We start from the raw sequence: 20,067 nt of genomic DNA on the forward strand, positions 1-20,067 counted from the left end.
ACCCACTATGTCCATGAACCCGACGGCGCAAGTACAGATCCCCTATGGCTAAAATTATCGGCATCATTGTCGTCATCGCAAGTGTGCTCGGTGGGTACGTCCTGTCCCACGGTAAAATCGCCGCGCTGATTCAGCCTTTCGAAGTGTTGATCATTGGCGGCGCCGCCTTTGGCGCCTTCCTGCAGGCCAACCCCGGCTACATGACCATGCACGTGATCAAGAAGTCGCTGGGCATGTTCAGCTCGCGCTTCTCCCACACCTTCTATCTGGAAGTGCTGGGGCTGGTCTACGAGATCCTCAACAAGAGCCGCCGCGAAGGCATGATGGCCATTGAAGGGGATATCGAAGACGCCGCCGCCAGCCCGATCTTCGCCAAGTACCCGGCCGTGCTCAAAGACGAGCGCATGACCGCCTATATCTGCGATTACCTGCGCATCATGTCCTCCGGCAACATGGCGCCCCATGAACTCGAAGGCCTGTTCGACATGGAGCTGTTCAGCCTCAAGGAAGAGCTGGAGCATCCGTCCCACGCCGTGACCGGCATCGCCGACGGCATGCCCGGTTTCGGTATTGTCGCGGCGGTACTGGGTATCGTGGTGACCATGGCCTCCCTCGGCGAGGGCGACCAGGCGGCTATCGGAATGCACGTCGGCGCGGCGTTGGTGGGTACCTTCTTCGGTATTCTGGCGGCGTACGGTTTCTTCGGCCCGCTGGCGACGTCGCTGGCCCACGATGCCAAGGAAGAGATCAACCTCTACGAAGCGATCAAGGCGTGCCTGGTGGCATCGGCATCCGGCATGCCGCCATCGCTGGCGGTCGAGTTCGGGCGCAAAGTGCTGTACCCGAAACATCGCCCAAGCTTCTCCGAGCTGGAGCAAGCGGTTCGCGGTCGCTAAGCCATGGAAAACAACCAGCCGATCATCATCAAGCGCGTCAAGCGCTTCGCTGCGGGGCACCATGGCGGCGCCTGGAAAATCGCTTTTGCCGACTTTGCGACGGCAATGATGGCGTTCTTCCTGGTGCTGTGGCTGATGTCCACCGCTACCCCTGAACAGAAGATCGCCATCGCGGGCTACTTCAAGGATCCGATTGGTTTTTCGGAAAGTGGTACGCCCTTCGTGATCGACCTGGGCGGCTCGCCGCAGTTGGCGCCCGAGCGCACCATCAACCCGGAAGTGCAGACCGAATCGCCCCAGGAAAAAATCCCGATCGAGCGCGATACGGTCGAAACCATGGCCGAGCAGGTCGAGAAAGAGCGCTTGGAGCTGTTGTTGCAAGAACTGCAGACCAAGGTTGAAGAAAACCCGCAACTGCTCAAGTTCAAGGATCAGATTTCGTTCGAGATTACCCCGGAAGGCTTGCGTATCCAGATCACCGACGCCGCCAACCGGCCGATGTTCGATTCCGGCAGCGCACGTTTGAAGCCGTATTTCGAAGATATCCTGCTGGCCATGGCTGACACCATCAAGGCGGTGCCGAACAAGATCAGCATCAGCGGCCATACCGATGCCAAGCCTTATGCGGGGCAGGGCGACTTCGGCAACTGGGAACTCTCGGCCAACCGTGCCAACGCCGCCCGCCGTGCGCTGGTGGCTGGCAGCTACCCGGACCCGCAAGTGGCGCGGGTGGTGGGTTTTGCTTCATCGCAGCTGTTCGATCCTAAAGAGCCGTTCAACCCGATCAACCGTCGCATCGATATCGTCGTGCTGACCAAAAAGGCCCAGCGTGCGATTGAGGGCGACCAGCCGCCACCGTCTACTCAGGGCGAAGGCGCCCCCGGTGAAGTGCCGGCGGACCCGAATGCGCTGCCGCCAGGGCAGGAGCCGCTGCCGGCCCATGAACTGCGGCAGAAGCTGAACCTGTTTGATGACGGTGGTGTGAAAGAACCGACGGCGCCTGCGCCGGGGTCCTGAACGCCAGATACAAGAAGGCCGCGATAATCGCGGCCCTGTTGTCATTGTAGGAGCGAGCTTGCTCGCGAAAAACGTCAACGATAACGCATATATTCAGGATGCCCGCGTTGCGCTTGGTAGCTTCGCGAGCAAGCTCGCTCCTACAGAGGCTGGCGGCTTAGTAACTGCTCTCAGGCAAGCTCGCAATAATCGAACGGTAGCTGTTCATCCGCTGCTGCTGCACGCGACCATCTTCCAGGGCCTTGAGCAATGCACAGCCCGGCTCGCGGTCGTGTTTGCAGTCGCGGAAGCGGCAGGTGCCGATCAGGTCGTTGAACTCGATAAAGCCTGCTTCCACATCGCTGCGGCTGACGTGCCCAAGGCCGAATTCACGGATGCCTGGGGAGTCGATCAGCTCACCGCCACCGGGGAAGTGGAACAGCCGTGCGGTGGTGGTGGTGTGCGTGCCCTGGCCGGACAGCTCCGACAGCGGGCCGACGCGGGTGTCGACTTCCGGCAGCAGGCTGTTGACCAGCGACGACTTGCCCACGCCGGACTGGCCGACAAACACGCTGATACGCCCGTCCAACTGCTGTTGCAGCTGTTCCATGCCGTTGCCGTGATGGGCCGACACTTCCAGCACCGGGTAACCCAGGGTGCGGTAGACCGCCAGCAGCGCGTTGAGCGCCGGAGCGTTTTGCTCGTCGATCAAGTCGAACTTGTTCAGCAGCAGCAGTGGGCGGATGCCAGCATGCTCGGCGGCGACCAGGTAACGGTCGATCAGGTTGGCGTGGGGCTCAGGCAGCGGCGCGAACACAATCACAATCATGTCGACGTTGGCCGCCACCGGCTTGAGCTGGCCGCGGCTGTCGGGGCGGCGCAATTCGGTGCTGCGTGGCAACTGGGCGACGATCACGCCGATGCCCTGGTTGCCGGCACGCCATACCACCTTGTCGCCGGTCACCAGCGCAGGCAGGTTGGCGCGCAAATGGCAGCGGGAGACTTGGCCGGCGAGGTCGCCTTCCAGCGCCTCGACCTCGACCTGCACGCCGAAGTGCGCGATCACCAGGCCCGTTTGTTCAGGGCCCAGGTCGCCGCCCTCGAGCGCTTCCACGGCGGAGGATTCACGTTTGGCGGCGCGTGCTGCGCGCTCGCCTTGAATCTTTTCGATGCGCCAGTTTTGGCGACGATTGAGCTGGCGTTTGGCCATTGGTGTTCCGTGTCGATAATGCAAAAGTTGGGTGAAACGGTCGCGAGTCTAGCACGGCGGCGCCTGCTAAACTGCCCGGCTACGCCAAGGTGCCAAGAGAATCAAGCCATGCAAAACCCACAGAACCTGATTTGGATCGATCTGGAAATGACCGGTCTGAACCCCGACACCGACGTCATCATCGAAATGGCGACGATTGTCACCGATAGCAACCTCAACACGTTGGCCGAAGGTCCCGTAATCGCCATTCACCACAGCGATGCCGTGCTGGCCACCATGGACGAGTGGAATACCCGCACCCACGGTAACTCGGGCCTGACCCAGCGTGTACGCGACAGCCGCATCAGCATGGCCGAAGCCGAAGCCGAAACCATCGCCTTCCTGGAAAAGTGGGTGCCCAAGGGCAAGTCGCCGATCTGCGGCAACAGCATCTGCCAGGATCGTCGCTTCCTTTATACGCACATGAAGGGGCTGGAAAGCTACTTCCACTACCGCAACCTGGACGTGTCCACCTTGAAAGAGCTGGCTGCGCGCTGGGCGCCGGAGGTCAAGGACAGCTTCCATAAAGGCAGTACGCACCTGGCACTGGATGATATTCGCGAGTCGATCGCCGAGTTGCAGCATTACCGCAAGCATTTCATCAAGGCTTGATGGCGCTATCGCAGGCAAGCCAGCTCCCACGTTTTGATAGAGGAACACATTCCAAATGTGGGAGGGGGCTTGCTCCCGATGGCCAACGACTCGGTTTATCGCCAAGCGCCCCCTTTTGGTGCTATCACCAAATGATTAGACTGCCGGTCTCCCTGCAAGGATCGCCATCATGCTGCTGATGCTCTACCTCATCGCCATCACCGCCGAAGCCATGACGGGCGCCTTGTCCGCCGGTCGGCGTGGCATGGACTGGTTTGGCGTGGTGCTGATCGCCTGCGTGACGGCGCTGGGTGGCGGGTCGGTGCGCGACATGCTGCTGGGGCATTACCCGCTGACCTGGGTCAAGCACCCCGAATACCTGGTGCTGACCTCCATCGCCGCACTGGTGACCATCTTCATTGCACCGCTGATGCGCCGCCTGCGTTCGCTGTTTCTGGCGCTGGATGCCGTGGGGTTGGTGGCGTTCACCTTGATCGGCTGTATGACCGCCCTGGAAATGGGGCATGGCATGTTGGTCGCGTCGGTCAGCGGCGTGATCACCGGCGTATTCGGCGGCATCCTGCGGGATATCTTCTGTAACGACATCCCGCTGATCTTCCGCCGTGAGCTGTACGCCAGCGTGTCGTTTCTCGCGGCCTGGTTCTACTTGCTGTGCCTGTACCTGGAATTGCCCAGCGAACAGGCAATTCTGCTGACCTTGTTCAGCGGCTTTCTATTACGCCTGCTGGCGATCCGGTTTCATTGGGAAATGCCCAAGTTCGTCTACAACGACGACGTCCACTAGCGAGCGGCGTGCTGGTTCAGCGCCCATTCCACATGCTCGCGCACCAGTTCCGACGGGTAGTCGCGCCGCGCCTTCAAGGCTTCCAGCACCGGAATGCTCGACGGGGCGTTACCCAGGCCCACCGCCAGGTTACGCAGCCAGCGCTCGTATCCGGCGCGGCGCAAGGGTGAGCCTTCGGTGCTGCTGAGGAATTTATCCTCGTCCCACATAAACAGCTCGGCCAGTTCTGCGTTATCCAGATTGTGCCGTGGCTTGAAATCGCTTTCGCCGCTGGGCCGGGCGAAACGATTCCATGGGCAAACGATCTGACAGTCATCGCAGCCAAATACCCGGTTGCCGATCAGTGGGCGCAGGTCCTCGGGAATGGCGCTCTTGAGCTCGATGGTCAGGTAGGAAATACAGCGCCGGGCATCCAGCACGTAAGGGCCGACGAAGGCGTTGGTGGGGCAGATGTCCAGGCACGCCGTACAGCGGCCGCAGTGTTCGGTGGCATGAGGAGGGTCTACCGGCAACGGCAAGTCGACAAACAGCTCGCTCAGGAAGAAGTAGCTGCCGGCCTTGCGATTGAGCACCAGGGTGTTTTTGCCGATCCAACCGAGGCCGGCCTGCTCGGCGATGGCTTTTTCCAGCACCGGTGCGCTGTCGACAAAGGCACGAAAGCCAAAGGGCCCGATCTGCGCCTGGATGCGGTCGGCCAGTTGCTGCACGCGCTTGCGGATCAGCTTGTGATAATCACGGCCCAGGGCGTAGCGCGAGACATAGGCTTTTTCCGGCTCGGCCAGCCGTTGCGCCATTTGTGTGTCGCCGGGCAGGTAATCCATGCGCAGTGACACCACACGCAAGGTACCCGGTACCAGCTCGTCGGGGTGGGAGCGCTTGCTGCCATGGGCGCCCATGTAGTCCATCTCGCCGTGATAGCCCGCGTCGAGCCAGCGTTGCAGGTGCTGTTCATGCTCGGCCAGGTCCAGGCCGCTGATGCCGACTTGTTGGAAGCCCAGCTCGCGGCCCCAGTCTTTGATCGATTGGGCGAGGGCGGGCAGATCGGAGGTAATAGCGGGCATGAGACACGGGAAACCACAGGTTAGATGCGTATAATTCTGCCAGACATCGGAGCTTGAAGACGCATGCCTCAGACAAAACACGAAATAACCGACGTTCAGCTTCTTTTGCCAAGCCACTTGCCGCAACTGGCTGCACGTTCTGTAGACGCCCATAAAGGCCAGTTTGGCCATCTGTTGGTGATTGGCGGCGACCGCGGCTTTGGCGGCGCAGCGTTGCTCAGTAGCGAAAGTGCGTTGCGCAGCGGTGCCGGCATGGTGTCGCTGGCGACCCGTGCCGAGCACGTGCCGGCCGCGTTGACCCGTTTGCCGGAAGTCATGACTGTCGGCGTAAGTTCGGCCAACCAGTTGATGGGGTTGCTGGAGAAAATCTCGGTGATCGTTATCGGCCCCGGCCTGGGCGCAGCGTCCTGGGGTAAAAGCCTGTTGTCCGTGGCGGCCAATGCCCGGCTGCCGCAAGTCTGGGACGCCGATGCGCTCAACCAGCTGGCGGCTGGCGGCGTGAGCCTGCCGGCCCATTGTGTGATCACACCGCATCCGGGCGAAGCTGCACGCTTGCTGGGGATGTCTACAGCCGAAGTTCAAGGCGATCGTCTTGAAGCGGTGCGTGCGTTGAGTCGTCAATTCAACGCAGTGGCTATCCTCAAGGGTGCTGGCAGTTTGATTGCAAGCCCGGACGGACGCGTTTCCCGTTGTGATCAAGGCCATCCCGCCATGGCCACGGCCGGTCTCGGTGACGTTCTGGCCGGCCTGGTGGGCGCCTTGCTGGCTCAAGGCATGCCGGCTTATGAGGCAAGTTGCCTGGCCGTGTGGTTGCATGCCACGGCGGGGGATCGCCAGGGCACATTCGGACGCGGGCTTGCCGCGAGCGACCTGATACCCGCCATTCGTCAATTGCTGGAGGAACACTCGCCGTGCCTGAAGTAACTCTTTTCCTGGCCGATGAAGACGCGATGGTCGCGCTCGGTCACGCTATTGCGCGGGTGACCGGCGGGGCGGGGCTGATCTTTCTCGAAGGTGACCTGGGGGCGGGCAAGACCACGCTGTCCCGGGGCATCATTCGCGGTTTGGGCCATACCGGTGCGGTGAAAAGCCCGACGTTCACCTTGGTCGAACCCTACGAGATCGGTGACTTACGCGCCTTCCACTTTGATCTCTATCGCCTGGTCGACCCTGAAGAGCTGGAGTTCATGGGCATCCGTGATTACTTCGACGAAGACGCGCTGTGCCTGATCGAATGGCCAAATAAAGGCACAGGCTTTTTGCCAAAGCCTGACATGACCATTACCATTACGCCGCATGAGCACGGACGTCAGCTGAAGTTGTTGCCCCAGAGCCCGCGCGCTGAGTCGTGGTGTACCGCTCTGGCATTGGAATTCAAATAATTGGTGGGGTTAGGTATGCGCTTTCGCGCGTTGGTTGCTGTCGTGGGGGTGTTGCTTGCGGCAATGACTGTCAATGCTCTGGCTGCTTCACAGGTGAAGAGTGTTCGCCTGTGGCGAGCGCCGGATAACACGCGACTGGTGTTCGACCTGTCGGGCCCGGTCCAGCACAGCGTCTTTACCCTCACGGCGCCTGATCGCCTGGTGATCGATATCAACGGTGCGACCCTGGCCGCGCCGTTGAAAGTCTCCACCGCCAACACCCCGATTACGATGATGCGCTCGGCCCAGCGCACGCCAACCGATTTGCGCGTGGTCATCGACCTGAAAAAGGCGGTCACCCCCAAAAGCTTCTCTCTGGCGCCCAACGCTCAATATGGCAACCGCCTGGTGGTCGACCTGTTCGACAACCCCGCCGATGCCGCACCGCCGCCTGCGCCGACGCCCAGCGTAGCGACGGTGCCTGCGGTGCCGGTCAACCCCTCGCAGCCGCAGGTCAAGCTGCCACCGCCGCCGCCCGCTCCGGCAGGCAAGCGCGACATTATCGTGGTGATCGACGCTGGCCACGGTGGCGAAGACCCGGGCGCGTCCGGGTCGCGCGGCCAGCATGAAAAAGACGTGGTACTGGCCATCGCTCGCGAGCTGCAGCGTCAGGTCAACGGCATGAAAGGTTACCGCGCCGAGCTGACCCGTACCGGCGACTACTTCATCCCGTTGCGCGGGCGCACCGAAATCGCACGCAAGAAAGGCGCGGACCTGTTCGTATCGATCCACGCCGACGCCGCCCCTTCCTCCGCAGCGTTCGGTGCGTCGGTGTTTGCCTTGTCCGATCGTGGCGCCACGTCCGAGACCGCGCGTTGGCTGGCCGACAGTGAAAACCGTTCCGACTTGATCGGCGGGGCCGGCAACGTCTCCCTTGATGACAAGGACAAAATGCTCGCCGGCGTACTGCTCGACCTGTCGATGACTGCCTCGCTGACGTCCAGCCTGAACGTCGGCCAGAAAGTCCTGAGTAACATTGGCCGGGTTACGTCGCTGCACAAACAGCGCGTGGAACAAGCCGGGTTCATGGTGTTGAAGTCGCCGGACATCCCGTCGATCCTGGTCGAGACCGGGTTCATCTCCAACGCCAACGAGGCCTCGAAGCTGGCCAGTGCCAGCCACCAGCAGGCCTTGGCGCGCTCGATCAGTGCCGGCGTCCGCCAGTTCTTCCAGCAGAACCCGCCACCGGGCACTTACATCGCCTGGTTGCGTGACTCCGGCAAGATTGCCCAAGGCCCGCGCGACCACCGCGTGCAGCCCGGTGACACCGTCGCCATGCTGGCCGTACGTTTTCAGGTCACCCCCGCCGCCTTGCGCAGCGCCAATAACCTGAAAACCGATGAATTGAAAATCGGCCAGGTGTTGACCATCCCCGGCACCGAATTGGCGGCGCAGTAATGAGCGAATCTGTCCTGAACACCGGCTCGCGTATCGAACTGCTCAGCCCGCGCCTGGCGAACCAGATCGCTGCGGGCGAGGTGGTTGAGCGCCCGGCGTCGGTGATCAAGGAGCTGCTGGAAAACAGCATCGACTCCGGCGCCAAGCGCATCGACGTGGACGTGGAGCAAGGCGGCGTCAAGCTGCTGCGGGTACGTGACGATGGCAGCGGCATCTCTTCGGATGACCTGCCGCTGGCCCTGGCCCGTCACGCCACCAGCAAGATCCGCGACCTGGAAGACCTTGAACGGGTGATGAGCCTGGGCTTTCGCGGTGAGGCCCTGGCCTCCATCAGTTCCGTGGCCCGCCTGACCCTGACGTCCCGCACGCGCGGCGCCGAACAGGCCTGGCAAGTGGAAACCGAAGGTCGCGACATGGCGCCCCGGGTCCAGCCGGCAGCCCATCCGGTGGGCACTTCGGTGGAGGTGCGCGACCTGTTCTTCAACACGCCGGCGCGACGCAAATTCCTCAAGGCCGAGAAAACCGAATTCGATCACCTGCAAGAAGTGATCAAGCGCCTGGCCCTGGCCCGTTTCGATGTGGCGTTTCATCTGCGCCACAACGGCAAGACCATCCTCAGCCTGCACGAAGCCCATGACGACGCCGCGCGCGCGCGCCGAGTGGCGGCAGTGTGCGGTGGCGGGTTCCTGGAGCAGGCGCTGCCGATAGAAATCGAACGCAACGGCTTGCGCCTGTGGGGGTGGGTCGGTTTGCCGACCTTCTCGCGCAGCCAGGCCGACTTGCAGTATTTTTTCGTGAATGGCCGTGCGGTGCGTGACAAGCTGGTGGCCCACGCGGTGCGCCAGGCGTATCGCGACGTGTTGTTCAACGGCCGGCACCCGACATTTGTGCTGTTTTTCGAGGTCGACCCTTCGGTGGTCGACGTCAATGTGCACCCTACCAAGCACGAAGTACGCTTCCGTGACGGTCGCATGGTGCATGACTTCCTCTACGGCACCTTGCACCGCGCCCTGGGCGACGTGCGTCCGGATGATCAGTTGTCTGCGCCCATCGTAACCGCAGTGGTTCGCCCAAGCGGCCCGGAGGCCGGTGAGTTCGGCCCCCAGGGCGAAATGAGTCTCGCCGGTAACCTGTTGCAATCATCGCAACCGCAGCCAAGTTACACGGCGCCCAACGCGGGGGCCGGTGCGGGTTATCAGTATCAATACACCCCACGGCCGCAATCGACCGTGCCGGTGGGTGAGGCGCAGGCAGCCTACCGAGAATTCTTCGCGCCGCTGCCGGGGGCTGAGCCGAGCACGGTTGCCTTGCCCGAGGGCGGTGGTGATATTCCGCCGCTGGGTTACGCGCTGGCGCAGCTCAAGGGCATCTACATCCTTGCGGAAAACGCCCATGGCCTGGTGCTGGTGGACATGCACGCCGCCCACGAGCGGATCATGTACGAGCGCCTGAAGATCGCCATGGCCAGCGAGGGGCTCAGTGGCCAGCCACTGCTGGTGCCCGAATCCCTGGCAGTCAGTCAGCGTGAAGCCGATTGTGCCGAGGAACACCACGGCGTGTTCCAGAAGCTGGGCTTTGAACTGCAACGCCTGGGCCCGGAAACCCTGGCGATCCGCCAGATTCCCGCGCTGCTCAAGCAGGCAGAAGCCAACCGGCTGGTGGCCGACGTGCTGGCGGACCTGATGGAATACGGCACCAGCGACCGCATCCAGGCGCATATCAACGAATTGCTCGGCACCATGGCCTGCCACGGCGCCATCCGCGCCAACCGTCGACTGGCCCTGCCGGAAATGAACGGCCTGCTGCGCGACATGGAAAACACCGAGCGCAGCGGCCAATGCAACCATGGCCGACCGACCTGGACCCAGATGGGCCTGGATGATCTGGACAAACTGTTCCTGCGCGGTCGCTGATGAGTGCCTTGCCCCCCGCAATCTTCCTGATGGGCCCGACGGCCGCCGGCAAGACCGACCTGGCCATCGAGCTGACCAAGGTCTTGCCGTGCGAGCTGATCAGTGTCGACTCTGCCCTGGTTTACCGGGACATGGACATCGGCACGGCCAAACCTTCGAAAGAGGTATTGGCCCAGCATCCACATCGTTTAATCGACATTATCGACCCGGCCCAGAGCTATTCGGCAGCAGATTTCCGTACCGACGCCCTGGCCGCCATGGCCGAAATCACCGCGCGGGGCAATATCCCGCTGCTGGTCGGTGGCACGATGCTCTACTACAAGGCATTGCAGGAGGGCCTGGCGGATATGCCGCCTGCTGACGCCCAAGTGCGCGCCGAGCTTGAAGAACAGGCGGCACGCCTTGGCTGGCAAGCCCTGCACGACCAGTTGGCGGCAGTGGATCCGGTGTCCGCGGCGCGCATCCACCCCAATGACCCCCAGCGCCTTACCCGCGCGCTGGAAGTCTGGCGCGTCAGCGGCCAGACCATGACTGAACATAGGCTGAAACAAACTGCGCAAAGTGCTGATGCAGGCACATCTGGTCAGTCACAATTGCCCTATACTGTGGCGAATCTGGCCATTGCTCCGGCAAATCGCCAGGTGCTGCATGAACGAATTGCACAAAGATTCACAATTATGTTGGAACAGGGGTTTGTGGAGGAGGTCGTAGCACTGCGTTCCAGAGGTGATCTGCACCCAGGGTTGCCTTCGATACGTGCTGTAGGCTACCGCCAAGTCTGGGATCATCTGGATGGCAAGCTGACGTCAGCCGACATGCAGGAGCGCGGCATCATTGCCACGCGCCAATTGGCGAAGCGCCAGTTCACCTGGCTGCGCAGCTGGAGCGATTTGCACTGGTTGGACAGCCTGGACAGCGACAATCTGTCACGCGCCTTGAAATACTTGGGAACGGTCTCCATATTGAGCTGAGTCCTTGCAATTGCCGTCTATCCTTGGGGGTGTGACGGCCATGCGCTAATTATTTTCCGATTTTTTATTATTGATCCTTAAAGGAGTGCGGCACATGTCAAAAGGGCATTCGCTACAAGACCCTTACTTGAATACCTTACGTAAAGAGAAAGTGGGGGTTTCCATCTATCTGGTCAACGGTATCAAGTTGCAAGGTACGATCGAGTCGTTTGACCAGTTCGTGATCCTGTTGAAAAACACCGTCAGCCAGATGGTTTACAAACACGCTATCTCGACAGTCGTCCCTGTTCGCCCAATCCGTCTGCCTAGCGCAGCCGGTGATGAAGCAGCTGACGCTGAGCCAGGTAACGCCTGATAGGAGTCTCCTTTGTTCTTTGAGCGCCACGGTGGTGGTGAGCGAGTAATCCTCGTTCACTTGGATGGACAGGACCCTGAGGCGCGCGAAGATCCGCAGGAGTTTCAGGAGTTGGCAAATTCGGCCGGCGCCGAGACCGTTGCGTTTTTTAACGTGCCGCGTCATCGGCCAACCGCCAAATACCTGATAGGCAGCGGCAAGGTCGAGGAACTGCGCGACCTGGTACACGCCGAAGAAGCCGATCTGGTGATCTTCAATCACACCCTCACGCCCAGTCAGGAACGTAACCTCGAACGCGTCTTCGAGTGTCGCGTGATCGACCGCACCGGCCTGATTCTCGATATCTTCGCCCAACGCGCGCGTACCCATGAAGGCAAGCTCCAGGTCGAACTGGCCCAGCTTGACCACATGAGCACCCGGCTGGTCCGCGGCTGGACTCACCTTGAGCGCCAGGGCGGCGGCATCGGCATGCGTGGTCCGGGTGAAACCCAGCTGGAAACCGACCGGCGTCTGTTGCGGGTTCGCCTGCGCCAGATCAAGGGCCGCCTGGAGAAAGTCCGCAGCCAGCGCGAGCAATCGCGCCGTGGCCGTTCGCGCGCGGATATCCCCACCGTGTCCCTGGTGGGCTACACCAACGCCGGCAAATCCACACTCTTCAACAACGTGACGAAATCGGACGTGTACGCGGCAGACCAACTGTTCGCCACGCTCGACCCAACCCTGCGCCGTCTGGACATCGACGACCTGGGGCCGATCGTTCTGGCCGATACCGTGGGTTTCATCCGGCATTTGCCGCACAAGCTGGTCGAGGCATTTCGGTCTACGCTCGAAGAGTCGAGCAATTCCGACCTGCTGTTGCACGTGATCGATGCGGCTGAACCGGATCGCATGCTGCAGATCGAGCAGGTGATGGTGGTGCTGGGCGAGATTGGTGCGCAAGACTTGCCGATCCTCGAGGTCTATAACAAACTCGATTTGCTTGAAGGCGTTGAGCCGCAAATCCAGCGCGATGAGAACGGCAAGCCCCAGCGGGTCTGGCTGTCGGCGCGTGATGGCAGTGGCCTGGAGCTGCTTGAGCAAGCCATTGCCGAATTGCTCGGCAGTGATTTGTTCGTCGGCACCTTGCGCTTGCCGCAGCGTTTTGCTCGACTGCGTGCACAGTTTTTCGAGCTGGGCGCGGTACAGAAAGAAGAACACGACGAAGAAGGTGTCAGCTTGCTGGACGTTCGATTGCCGCGCTCGGAGCTCAATCGACTGGTCAGTCGCGAGGGTGTTGTGCCGGCGGAGTTCATCGAGCAACACACTTTGCAATAAAAGCCTGAGAAAGCGGTTGTGCCGCAGTAGCAGGCATTCTGTAGCATTGGTCGGCGCGCCGTGGGTGCGTCTTTGCTTTATCAGATGGAGAGCGCTATGGCTTGGAATGAGCCGGGTGGCAACTCGAATAATCAGGATCCTTGGGGTGGTAAGCGCCGCAATAATGGCGACCGCAAGGGGCCGCCGGATCTCGACGAGGCCTTCCGAAAGCTGCAGGAAAGCCTGAATGGGTTGTTCGGTGGTGGAAAAAAACGCGGTGGTGACGAGGGTGGTCGCACGAGCAAGGGCGGTGGCTATGGCCTGCTGGGCCTGGGTCTTGTCGTGCTCGCGGCCGTCTGGCTGTACAGCGCGGTCTACGTGGTGGACGAGCAGGAGCAAGCCGTGGTGCTGCGCTTCGGCAAGTATTACGAGACGGTCGGGCCAGGCCTGAACATCTACTTCCCGCCGATCGACAAGAAGTACATGGAGAACGTCACGCGTGAGCGTGCCTACACCAAGCAGGGCCAGATGCTCACCGAAGACGAGAACATCGTCGAAGTGCCGCTGACCGTGCAGTACAAGATCAGCAACCTGCAGGACTTCGTGCTGAACGTCGACCAGCCGGAAATCAGCCTGCAACACGCAACCGAAAGTGCCCTGCGCCACGTGGTAGGTTCTACCGCCATGGACCAGGTACTGACCGAAGGGCGTGAATTGATGGCCAGCGAAATCAAGGAGCGCCTGCAACGGTTCCTCGATACCTATCGCACCGGTATTACCGTCACTCAGGTCAACGTACAGAGCGCTGCTGCACCGCGTGAAGTGCAGGAAGCCTTTGACGACGTGATCCGTGCCCGGGAAGACGAGCAGCGTTCGCGCAACCAGGCTGAAACCTACGCCAACGGCGTGGTGCCGGAAGCCCGTGGTCAGGCCCAGCGCATCCTTGAAGATGCCAACGGTTACCGCGACGAAGTGGTCTCCCGCGCCAAGGGTGAGGCAGACCGCTTTACCAAACTGGTTGCCGAGTACCGCAAGGCCCCTGAGGTGACCCGTGAGCGTCTGTACCTGGACACCATGCAGGAAGTCTTCAGCAACACCAGCAAGGTTCTCGTGACCGGCAGCAAGGGCGGGCAGAACAACCTGCTGTACCTGCCCGCTGGACAAGATGATCGAAGGTGGTCGTAGTGGCACCAGCGCGCCGTCCACCGGTTCGAATGCCGCTGCCAACGAAGCGAGCGCCCGTGCGGCCGCTGACTTGCTGCAACAGCAAACACGTACCAGGGAGAGTCGTTGATGAGCAATAAATCGCTGACCGCCCTGATTGTGGGCGTCTTCGTGGTCATCGCTGCCTGGAACTGCTTCTACATCGTGGCTCAGACCGAGCGTGCGGTGCTGCTGCAATTCGGTCGCGTGGTCCAGGCGGATGTCCAGCCGGGCCTGCATGTGAAAGTCCCCTACGTCAACCAGGTGCGCAAGTTCGACGCCCGCCTGATGACTCTGGATGCACCGACACAACGCTTCCTGACCCTGGAAAAGAAAGCCGTGATGGTTGACGCCTACGCCAAGTGGCGCGTCAAGGATGCCGAGCGCTTCTACACCGCGACTTCCGGCCTCAAGCAGATTGCCGACGAGCGTTTGTCGCGTCGTCTGGAATCGGGCCTGCGTGACCAGTTTGGTAAGCGCACCCTGCACGAGGTGGTATCCGGCGAGCGTGATGCGCTGATGGCTGACATCACCCGTTCGCTGAACACCATGGCCGAGAAAGAGCTGGGTATCGAAGTGGTCGATGTCCGGGTCAAGGCTATCGACCTGCCGAAGGAAGTGAACCGCAGCGTGTTCGAGCGCATGAGCACCGAGCGTGAGCGTGAGGCCCGTGAGCACCGCGCCAAGGGTAACGAGTTGGCTGAAGGTATCCGTGCGGATGCCGATCGTCAGCGCCGTGTACTGTTGGCGGAAGCCTATCGCGAGTCTGAAGAGGCCCGTGGTGATGGTGATGCTCAAGCGGCGGCGATCTACGCCAAGGCTTACGGCCAGGATCAGGAGTTCTACGCGTTCTACCGTAGCCTGCGTGCCTACCGTGAAAGCTTCGCGAACAAGACCGACGTGCTGGTGCTGGACCCAAGCAGCGACTTCTTCCGCTACCTGGAAAAGTCCAAGTAACAGGCCTGTGACTGTGTAGGAACCACTCCGTCGGGCGGCTAAAATGCCTGGCGGGGTGATCCTTTCAGAAAACGGGTGTATGATGCGGCAGCCGGGAAATTCCCGGCTTTTTTGCGTCTGCGTGTTCGATTCGGCAGGCGTGACAGTTTTTCGAGGAAAGTGCCCGACGAGGCCGGTTACAGGTCGTTCGTCACGTCGCTCTTGCGCGTGGTTTATGCAGGCGGCATGTATTTTCTGCTTCACTCAAGGCTCGGCCGAGGGCTGGCCGCCCGGATCATAGGGGAATGGCGTAATGGCAACGGTAGACCGCTGGCTGCTGCCAGATGGCATCGAAGAAGTACTGCCACCAGAGGCTGCGCGCATCGAAGTTGCGCGTCGCCAGGTGTTGGATCTGTTCCAGAGCTGGGGTTACGAGTTTGTCGTGACCCCCCATATCGAGTACCTGGAATCCCTGCTGACCGGCGCGGGCCAGGACCTGGATCTGCGCACCTTCAAGGTCATCGATCCGCAATCGGGCCGGCAGATGGGTTTCCGGGCCGACATCACGCCGCAGGTGGCGCGTATTGATGCGCACACCCTGCGCCGCGAAGGCCCAAGCCGCCTGTGCTACGCCGGCAGCGTGCTGCATGCCCAGCCGCGGGCGTTGTCCTCTTCCCGTAGCCCGATCCAGTTGGGCGCCGAGTTGTATGGCGATGCGAGCCCGAGCAGCGACGTCGAAGTGATCAGCCTGATGCTGGCCATGTTGCAGTTGGCTGACGTGCCAGACGTGCACATGGACCTTGGTCACGTCGGTATCTACCGTGGCCTGGCCCGTGCGGCCGGCTTGTCCGGTGAGGTCGAGCAACAGTTGTTCGACGCCCTGCAACGCAAGGCGATCGATGAAGTCATCGCCCTGACCGCCGGCGTGCCGGCTGAATTGGCCGACATGCTGCGTGCGCTGGTCAACCTGTGCGGTGGCCGTGAAGTGCTGGTGGCTGCACGTGAGCGCCTGGCCAATGCGCCTGCGCCGGTGTTGGCTGCGCTGGATGATGTGCTGGCGATTGCCGAGCAGCTGTCGGCGCGTTTCCCGCAGTTGCCGCTGTATTTTGACCTGGGCGAGCTGCGCGGCTACCACTACCACACCGGTGTGGTGTTCGCAGTGTTTGTGCCGGGTGTTGGCCAGGCCATCGCCCAAGGCGGTCGCTACGACGATATCGGCGCCGACTTCGGTCGCGCACGTCCGGCGACGGGCTTTTCCACCGATTTGAAAACCCTGGTGACCCTGGGGCGTGCTGAGGTCGAGCTGCCGTCTGGTGGCATCTGGATGCCCGACAGTACGGACGCGGCACTCTGGCAGCAGGTTTGCCAGTTGCGCAGTGAGGGTCAGCGTGTCGTCCAGGCCTTGCCTGGGCAGCCATTGGCCGCCGCCCGTGAAGCGGACTGCGACCGGCAATTGATTCAGCAGAACGGGCTTTGGCAAGTATCGCCACTGGCTTCTTGAGTTTTCCTGCCGGCCATCGCCGGCACCAAGTTTGCGCGAATGAGGACAAGTGTTATGGGTAAGAATGTCGTAGTCCTGGGCACCCAGTGGGGTGATGAGGGCAAAGGCAAGATCGTTGATCTGCTGACCGAACATGCTGCCGCCGTAGTGCGCTACCAGGGTGGCCACAACGCGGGTCACACGCTGGTCATCGATGGCGAAAAAACCGTCTTGCACCTGATCCCTTCGGGCGTTCTGCGCGAAGGCGTGCAGTGCCTGATCGGCAACGGCGTGGTGGTTGCACCGGACGCCCTGTTGCGCGAGATCACCAAGCTGGAAGAGAAAGGCGTACCGGTGCGTGAGCGCCTGCGTATCAGCCCATCCTGCCCGCTGATCCTGTCCTTCCACGTGGCGCTGGACCAGGCCCGTGAAAAGGCCCGTGGCGAGCTGAAGATCGGCACCACCGGCCGCGGCATCGGCCCGGCCTACGAAGACAAGGTGGCGCGTCGTGGCCTGCGTGTGGGCGACTTGCTCAACATGCCGCGCTTTGAAGACAAGCTGCGTGAACTGGTGGATTACCACAACTTCATGCTGGTGGGTTACTACAAAGAGCCGGCCATCGAGTTCGAAAAGACCCTGGCCGAGTGCATGGAATACGCTGAGCTGCTCAAGCCGCTGATGCTGGACGTGACGGCCGAGCTGCACGACCTGCGCCGTGCCGGCAAGGACATCATGTTCGAAGGCGCCCAGGGCTCGTTGCTCGACATCGACCACGGCACCTACCCGTACGTGACCAGCTCCAACACCACCGCTGGCGGCGTTGCCACCGGTTCAGGCGTTGGCCCGATGTTCCTGGACTACATCCTGGGCATCACCAAGGCTTACACCACGCGTGTAGGTTCGGGTCCGTTCCCGACTGAGCTGTTCGACGAAGTCGGCGCCCACCTGGCCAAGCAAGGTCACGAGTTCGGTGCAACCACTGGCCGTGCCCGTCGTTGCGGCTGGTTCGATGCCGTTATCCTGCGTCGCGCTATCGATGTGAACAGCATTTCGGGCATCTGCCTGACCAAGCTGGACGTACTCGACGGTCTGGAAGCCATCAACATCTGCATCGGTTATAAGGACGCAGAGGGCAACGACGTTGCGCCAACCGACGCTGACAGCTACGTGGGCCTGCAGCCTGTGTACGAAGAAGTGCCGGGCTGGACCGAATCGACCGTGGGTGCCAAGACCCTCGAAGAGCTGCCAGCCAATGCCCGTGCTTACATCAAGCGCGTTGAACAGCTGATTGGCGCACCGATCGACATTATTTCGACGGGCCCGGACCGCAACGAGACCATCGTTCTGCGTCACCCGTTCGCGTAATAAGCTGTTGATGTAAAAAGCAAAGGGCTCCTTCGGGAGCCCTTTGTCGTTTCTGCTGGGCAAACGGCACGACCCTTGCTGTATTTCCATCTTTCGAGGTGCTATCAAATTAATGGCACCCGTGGTGGAGGGATTTCCAGTGTCTGCCGTTCTCTCATTGTTACAAAGCCGTCTGTTGCGGCCGGTGTTCGTTACCCTCGGTATCGCTCTTTTGGTGCAAGTGCTGGTGGCTGTCGCGCTGACGCGGAGCACGGTCACCGCCTTGGAGGCCGATTTGGGCAATCGCCTGGGCGTCGACAGTCAGAAGTTGTCCGGCGAATTGGCCCAGGCCGGCAAGGAAGTCACGTCCAGCCTGGACAGCTTATCCACCAGCACCCGTCAGCGTCTGACCGCCGGGCTTTCCACGCGTCTTCAGGAAGAGCAGAAGCAGTTGCGTGCGACCCTGGAGAAAGACCTGCAGGACTCTGCCAATGACATGGCGCAGTTGCTGGCGTCGGTGGCGCCGCGTGCCATGTGGGACAGCGATGTGCCGACGTTGTCGGAATTTGCCCGGCGTGCCCAGCGCAATCCCAACGTGTTGTTCGTGGTCTATGACGACGCGGCGGGTGAGCACCTGACCCGTTACTTGAACCGTGAAAATCCGATCAACCAGGCTTTGTTGGCAAAAGGCGCGGGGGAGCGGGCACTGGATAAGGTACTCGACGCGGCCAAGGCTGATCCTTCGGTGTATTACGTCGAAGCATCGATCAGCCCCAACGGCGTGGAGATCGGCAAGGTCCGCATGGGGGTTTCCACCGCTTCGGTTGAAGCTGACCTGCAGGCACTGGACAAGCGTTTCGCCGCGTTGATCGCCAGCGGTGATCAACTGGTCGGCGACAGCCTCAAAGGCGCAGCGGCAGATAGCGCCGCCGCGATGGGCGCGCGTTTGCAATCAGCGCAAGCCACTGCCACCCAGATGACCGCCAACACCACCAGCGAGGTTCAGGAGGCTGCCGGCACCTTGCGCTGGCGTATCGGCATGGGCCTGGCGCTGGTCGGTCTTGGCGTATTGCTGCTGATCGCTATCGTGCTTGGTCGCCGCGTGGTCAATCGTCTGAAACTGCTGATTGCCGCCATGGACGATCTGGCTGCCGGTGAGGGCGACCTTACCAAGCGCGTGCAAATCAACAGCAAGGACGAAATCGGCGACATGGCTTCGGCGGTCAATCGTTTTGTGGATAAATTGCAGCCCATCGTGCGCGAGGCCGGAGACGTCGCCCAGCGCACCGGTGTGGAAATCGGCGCGATGACCCTGCGCAATGCGGGTGCTGACGCAGCGGCCGGTTTGCAGCGTGATGAGGTGGCGGAGAGTTTGCGTGCATTGTCGCAAATGGCCGATGAGGCCCAGGCCGAAAGCCATGCCATGCAGGCGGCGCTGCAACAGGTCGTCGACATTCGCCAGGCGACGGATGAAAACTCGCGCACCTCGGCCGAAGTCGGCAGTTTGATCGAGGCGTTGGCCGGGCAAGTGCAGGCGGGGTCCCAGGTTATCGAGCGCCTGGCCCAGCAGAGCGAGCAGATTGAAGTGGTGCTGACGGTGATCCACGGTATCGCCGAGCAAACCAACCTGCTCGCCCTGAACGCGGCCATCGAAGCGGCGCGTGCCGGTGAAACGGGGCGCGGGTTTGCGGTGGTGGCGGACGAGGTGCGTGCATTGGCCAGCAAAACCCAAAGCTCCACCGGTGACATCCAGGCGCATATCGTGGCGTTGCAGCAGGGCGCGCGTGAGGCGGTGGAAACCATCGGCAAGGCCGGACGCCAGGCCAGTGAAGGGCTGCTGGTGCTGCGCGACAGCGTGCGTTTGCAACAGACGGTGCAGGCTTCGGTGGAGCAGGTGCACGCGGCGATCGGCCTGGCGACCCGCGCGGCCGAACATCAGGCTCAGGGCGCGCATGCGGTGCGTGGGCGGGTCGAGGTGATCCATGCCCAGGCCGAGCGTGCGGCGCAGGCGGTGGTCGAGACGACTGCCAGTGGCAAGGTGCTGGATGGGTTGGCGGCGCAGTTGAAGGCGAGTCTGGGGCAGTTCCGGGCCTAATGTTGTCTGTTCTGGCCTCATCGGGGGCAAGCCCCTCCCACATTTGACTGGGTTCCAACT

Annotated in this window: 17 protein-coding genes and 1 pseudogene; 16 read left to right on the forward strand and 2 right to left on the reverse strand. The window is 61.6% G+C overall.

Features of this window, described 5'->3' with window-relative positions; translation table 11 throughout:
• The first annotated feature begins 44 nt into the window (after nt 1–44).
• Complete coding sequence (gene motA, locus QF045_RS05495) at nt 45–896, forward strand: flagellar motor stator protein MotA (RefSeq protein WP_065951522.1); 852 nt, start codon at nt 45–47, stop codon at nt 894–896.
• 3 nt (nt 897–899) lie between these two features.
• Nucleotides 900–1,913 (forward strand): flagellar motor protein MotB, encoded by a 1,014-nt coding sequence (motB, locus tag QF045_RS05500; protein WP_306491368.1) that lies wholly within the window; start codon nt 900–902, stop codon nt 1,911–1,913.
• Nucleotides 1,914–2,070: 157 nt separating this feature from the next.
• On the opposite strand, the gene rsgA is transcribed toward motB, so the two are convergent.
• Complete coding sequence (rsgA, locus tag QF045_RS05505; protein WP_306491369.1) at nt 2,071–3,102, reverse strand: small ribosomal subunit biogenesis GTPase RsgA; 1,032 nt, start codon at nt 3,100–3,102, stop codon at nt 2,071–2,073.
• 108 nt (nt 3,103–3,210) lie between these two features.
• On the opposite strand from rsgA, the gene orn reads away from it, so the two are divergent.
• Nucleotides 3,211–3,753, forward strand: coding sequence for an oligoribonuclease (gene orn / locus QF045_RS05510; RefSeq protein WP_003171343.1), 543 nt, complete (start codon nt 3,211–3,213; stop codon nt 3,751–3,753).
• A 166-nt stretch (nt 3,754–3,919) separates the two neighbouring features.
• A complete protein-coding gene (locus QF045_RS05515) occupies nt 3,920–4,537 on the forward strand; it encodes a trimeric intracellular cation channel family protein (RefSeq protein WP_306494857.1) in 618 nt (205 codons plus the stop codon).
• On the opposite strand, the gene queG is transcribed toward QF045_RS05515, so the two are convergent.
• Nucleotides 4,534–5,598, reverse strand: a complete 1,065-nt coding sequence (queG, locus tag QF045_RS05520) for a tRNA epoxyqueuosine(34) reductase QueG (RefSeq protein WP_306491370.1) — start codon at nt 5,596–5,598, stop codon at nt 4,534–4,536. The two genes, QF045_RS05515 and queG, sit on opposite strands and share 4 nt — an antisense overlap.
• A 63-nt stretch (nt 5,599–5,661) precedes the next feature.
• Here queG and QF045_RS05525 point away from each other — a divergent pair, with 63 nt between their 5' ends.
• From QF045_RS05525 to QF045_RS05580, 12 genes and pseudogenes are all read left to right on the forward strand, one after another.
• Entirely contained in the window at nt 5,662–6,522 is an 861-nt protein-coding gene (locus QF045_RS05525; RefSeq protein WP_306491371.1) for an NAD(P)H-hydrate dehydratase, read from the forward strand.
• Nucleotides 6,510–6,980, forward strand: a complete 471-nt coding sequence (gene tsaE, locus QF045_RS05530) for a tRNA (adenosine(37)-N6)-threonylcarbamoyltransferase complex ATPase subunit type 1 TsaE (protein WP_306491372.1) — start codon at nt 6,510–6,512, stop codon at nt 6,978–6,980. Before QF045_RS05525 ends, tsaE begins: the two co-directional genes overlap by 13 nt.
• A 15-nt stretch (nt 6,981–6,995) precedes the next feature.
• Nucleotides 6,996–8,417, forward strand: a complete 1,422-nt coding sequence (locus QF045_RS05535) for an N-acetylmuramoyl-L-alanine amidase (RefSeq protein ID WP_306491373.1) — start codon at nt 6,996–6,998, stop codon at nt 8,415–8,417.
• A complete protein-coding gene (gene mutL, locus QF045_RS05540) occupies nt 8,417–10,330 on the forward strand; it encodes a DNA mismatch repair endonuclease MutL (RefSeq protein ID WP_373424403.1) in 1,914 nt (637 codons plus the stop codon). The genes QF045_RS05535 and mutL overlap by 1 nt, the downstream gene beginning before the upstream one ends.
• The gene (gene miaA / locus QF045_RS05545) at nt 10,330–11,301 is read left to right on the forward strand and encodes a tRNA (adenosine(37)-N6)-dimethylallyltransferase MiaA (protein ID WP_306491374.1); all 972 of its coding nucleotides are present in this window, start codon (nt 10,330–10,332) and stop codon (nt 11,299–11,301) included. Before mutL ends, miaA begins: the two co-directional genes overlap by 1 nt.
• Nucleotides 11,302–11,395: 94 nt before the next feature.
• The gene (gene hfq / locus QF045_RS05550) at nt 11,396–11,656 is read left to right on the forward strand and encodes an RNA chaperone Hfq (RefSeq protein WP_016976904.1); all 261 of its coding nucleotides are present in this window, start codon (nt 11,396–11,398) and stop codon (nt 11,654–11,656) included.
• 12 nt (nt 11,657–11,668) lie between these two features.
• Nucleotides 11,669–12,970: a ribosome rescue GTPase HflX gene (gene hflX / locus QF045_RS05555; protein ID WP_306491375.1), complete on the forward strand. Its 1,302-nt coding sequence runs from the start codon at nt 11,669–11,671 to the stop codon at nt 12,968–12,970.
• A 96-nt stretch (nt 12,971–13,066) separates the two neighbouring features.
• A pseudogene (gene hflK / locus QF045_RS05560) lies at nt 13,067–14,243 on the forward strand (FtsH protease activity modulator HflK).
• On the forward strand, nt 14,243–15,109 hold the full coding sequence (gene hflC, locus QF045_RS05565) for a protease modulator HflC (protein WP_306491376.1): 867 nt from the start codon (nt 14,243–14,245) through the stop codon (nt 15,107–15,109). The pseudogene hflK and the gene hflC overlap by 1 nt, the downstream one beginning before the upstream one ends.
• A 292-nt stretch (nt 15,110–15,401) precedes the next feature.
• Entirely contained in the window at nt 15,402–16,589 is a 1,188-nt protein-coding gene (locus tag QF045_RS05570) for an ATP phosphoribosyltransferase regulatory subunit (protein WP_306491377.1), read from the forward strand.
• Between the two features lie 54 nt (nt 16,590–16,643).
• Nucleotides 16,644–17,933 (forward strand): adenylosuccinate synthase, encoded by a 1,290-nt coding sequence (locus QF045_RS05575; RefSeq protein ID WP_306491378.1) that lies wholly within the window; start codon nt 16,644–16,646, stop codon nt 17,931–17,933.
• 139 nt (nt 17,934–18,072) lie between these two features.
• Nucleotides 18,073–20,007 carry a methyl-accepting chemotaxis protein gene (locus tag QF045_RS05580; protein WP_306491379.1) on the forward strand — a complete coding sequence of 645 codons (1,935 nt, stop codon included), beginning with the start codon at nt 18,073–18,075 and terminating at the stop codon, nt 20,005–20,007.
• The last annotated feature ends 60 nt before the right edge of the window (nt 20,008–20,067 follow it).

Origin of the sequence: Pseudomonas sp. W4I3 (assembly GCF_030816195.1) — a bacterium.
Lineage (GTDB): Bacteria > Pseudomonadota > Gammaproteobacteria > Pseudomonadales > Pseudomonadaceae > Aquipseudomonas.

Bases quoted from the DNA above. Each gene is read 5' to 3' on its own strand.
- motA (WP_065951522.1), top strand. From the start codon at position 45: ATGGCTAAAATTATCGGCATCATTGTCGTCATCGCAAGTGTGCTCGGT.
- motB (WP_306491368.1), top strand. From the start codon at position 900: ATGGAAAACAACCAGCCGATCATCATCAAGCGCGTCAAGCGCTTCGCT.
- rsgA (WP_306491369.1), bottom strand. From the start codon at position 3,102: ATGGCCAAACGCCAGCTCAATCGTCGCCAAAACTGGCGCATCGAAAAG.
- orn (WP_003171343.1), top strand. From the start codon at position 3,211: ATGCAAAACCCACAGAACCTGATTTGGATCGATCTGGAAATGACCGGT.
- queG (WP_306491370.1), bottom strand. From the start codon at position 5,598: ATGCCCGCTATTACCTCCGATCTGCCCGCCCTCGCCCAATCGATCAAA.
- QF045_RS05525 (WP_306491371.1), top strand. From the start codon at position 5,662: ATGCCTCAGACAAAACACGAAATAACCGACGTTCAGCTTCTTTTGCCA.
- QF045_RS05535 (WP_306491373.1), top strand. From the start codon at position 6,996: ATGCGCTTTCGCGCGTTGGTTGCTGTCGTGGGGGTGTTGCTTGCGGCA.
- mutL (WP_373424403.1), top strand. From the start codon at position 8,417: ATGAGCGAATCTGTCCTGAACACCGGCTCGCGTATCGAACTGCTCAGC.
- miaA (WP_306491374.1), top strand. From the start codon at position 10,330: ATGAGTGCCTTGCCCCCCGCAATCTTCCTGATGGGCCCGACGGCCGCC.
- hfq (WP_016976904.1), top strand. From the start codon at position 11,396: ATGTCAAAAGGGCATTCGCTACAAGACCCTTACTTGAATACCTTACGT.
- hflC (WP_306491376.1), top strand. From the start codon at position 14,243: ATGAGCAATAAATCGCTGACCGCCCTGATTGTGGGCGTCTTCGTGGTC.
- QF045_RS05570 (WP_306491377.1), top strand. From the start codon at position 15,402: ATGGCAACGGTAGACCGCTGGCTGCTGCCAGATGGCATCGAAGAAGTA.
- QF045_RS05575 (WP_306491378.1), top strand. From the start codon at position 16,644: ATGGGTAAGAATGTCGTAGTCCTGGGCACCCAGTGGGGTGATGAGGGC.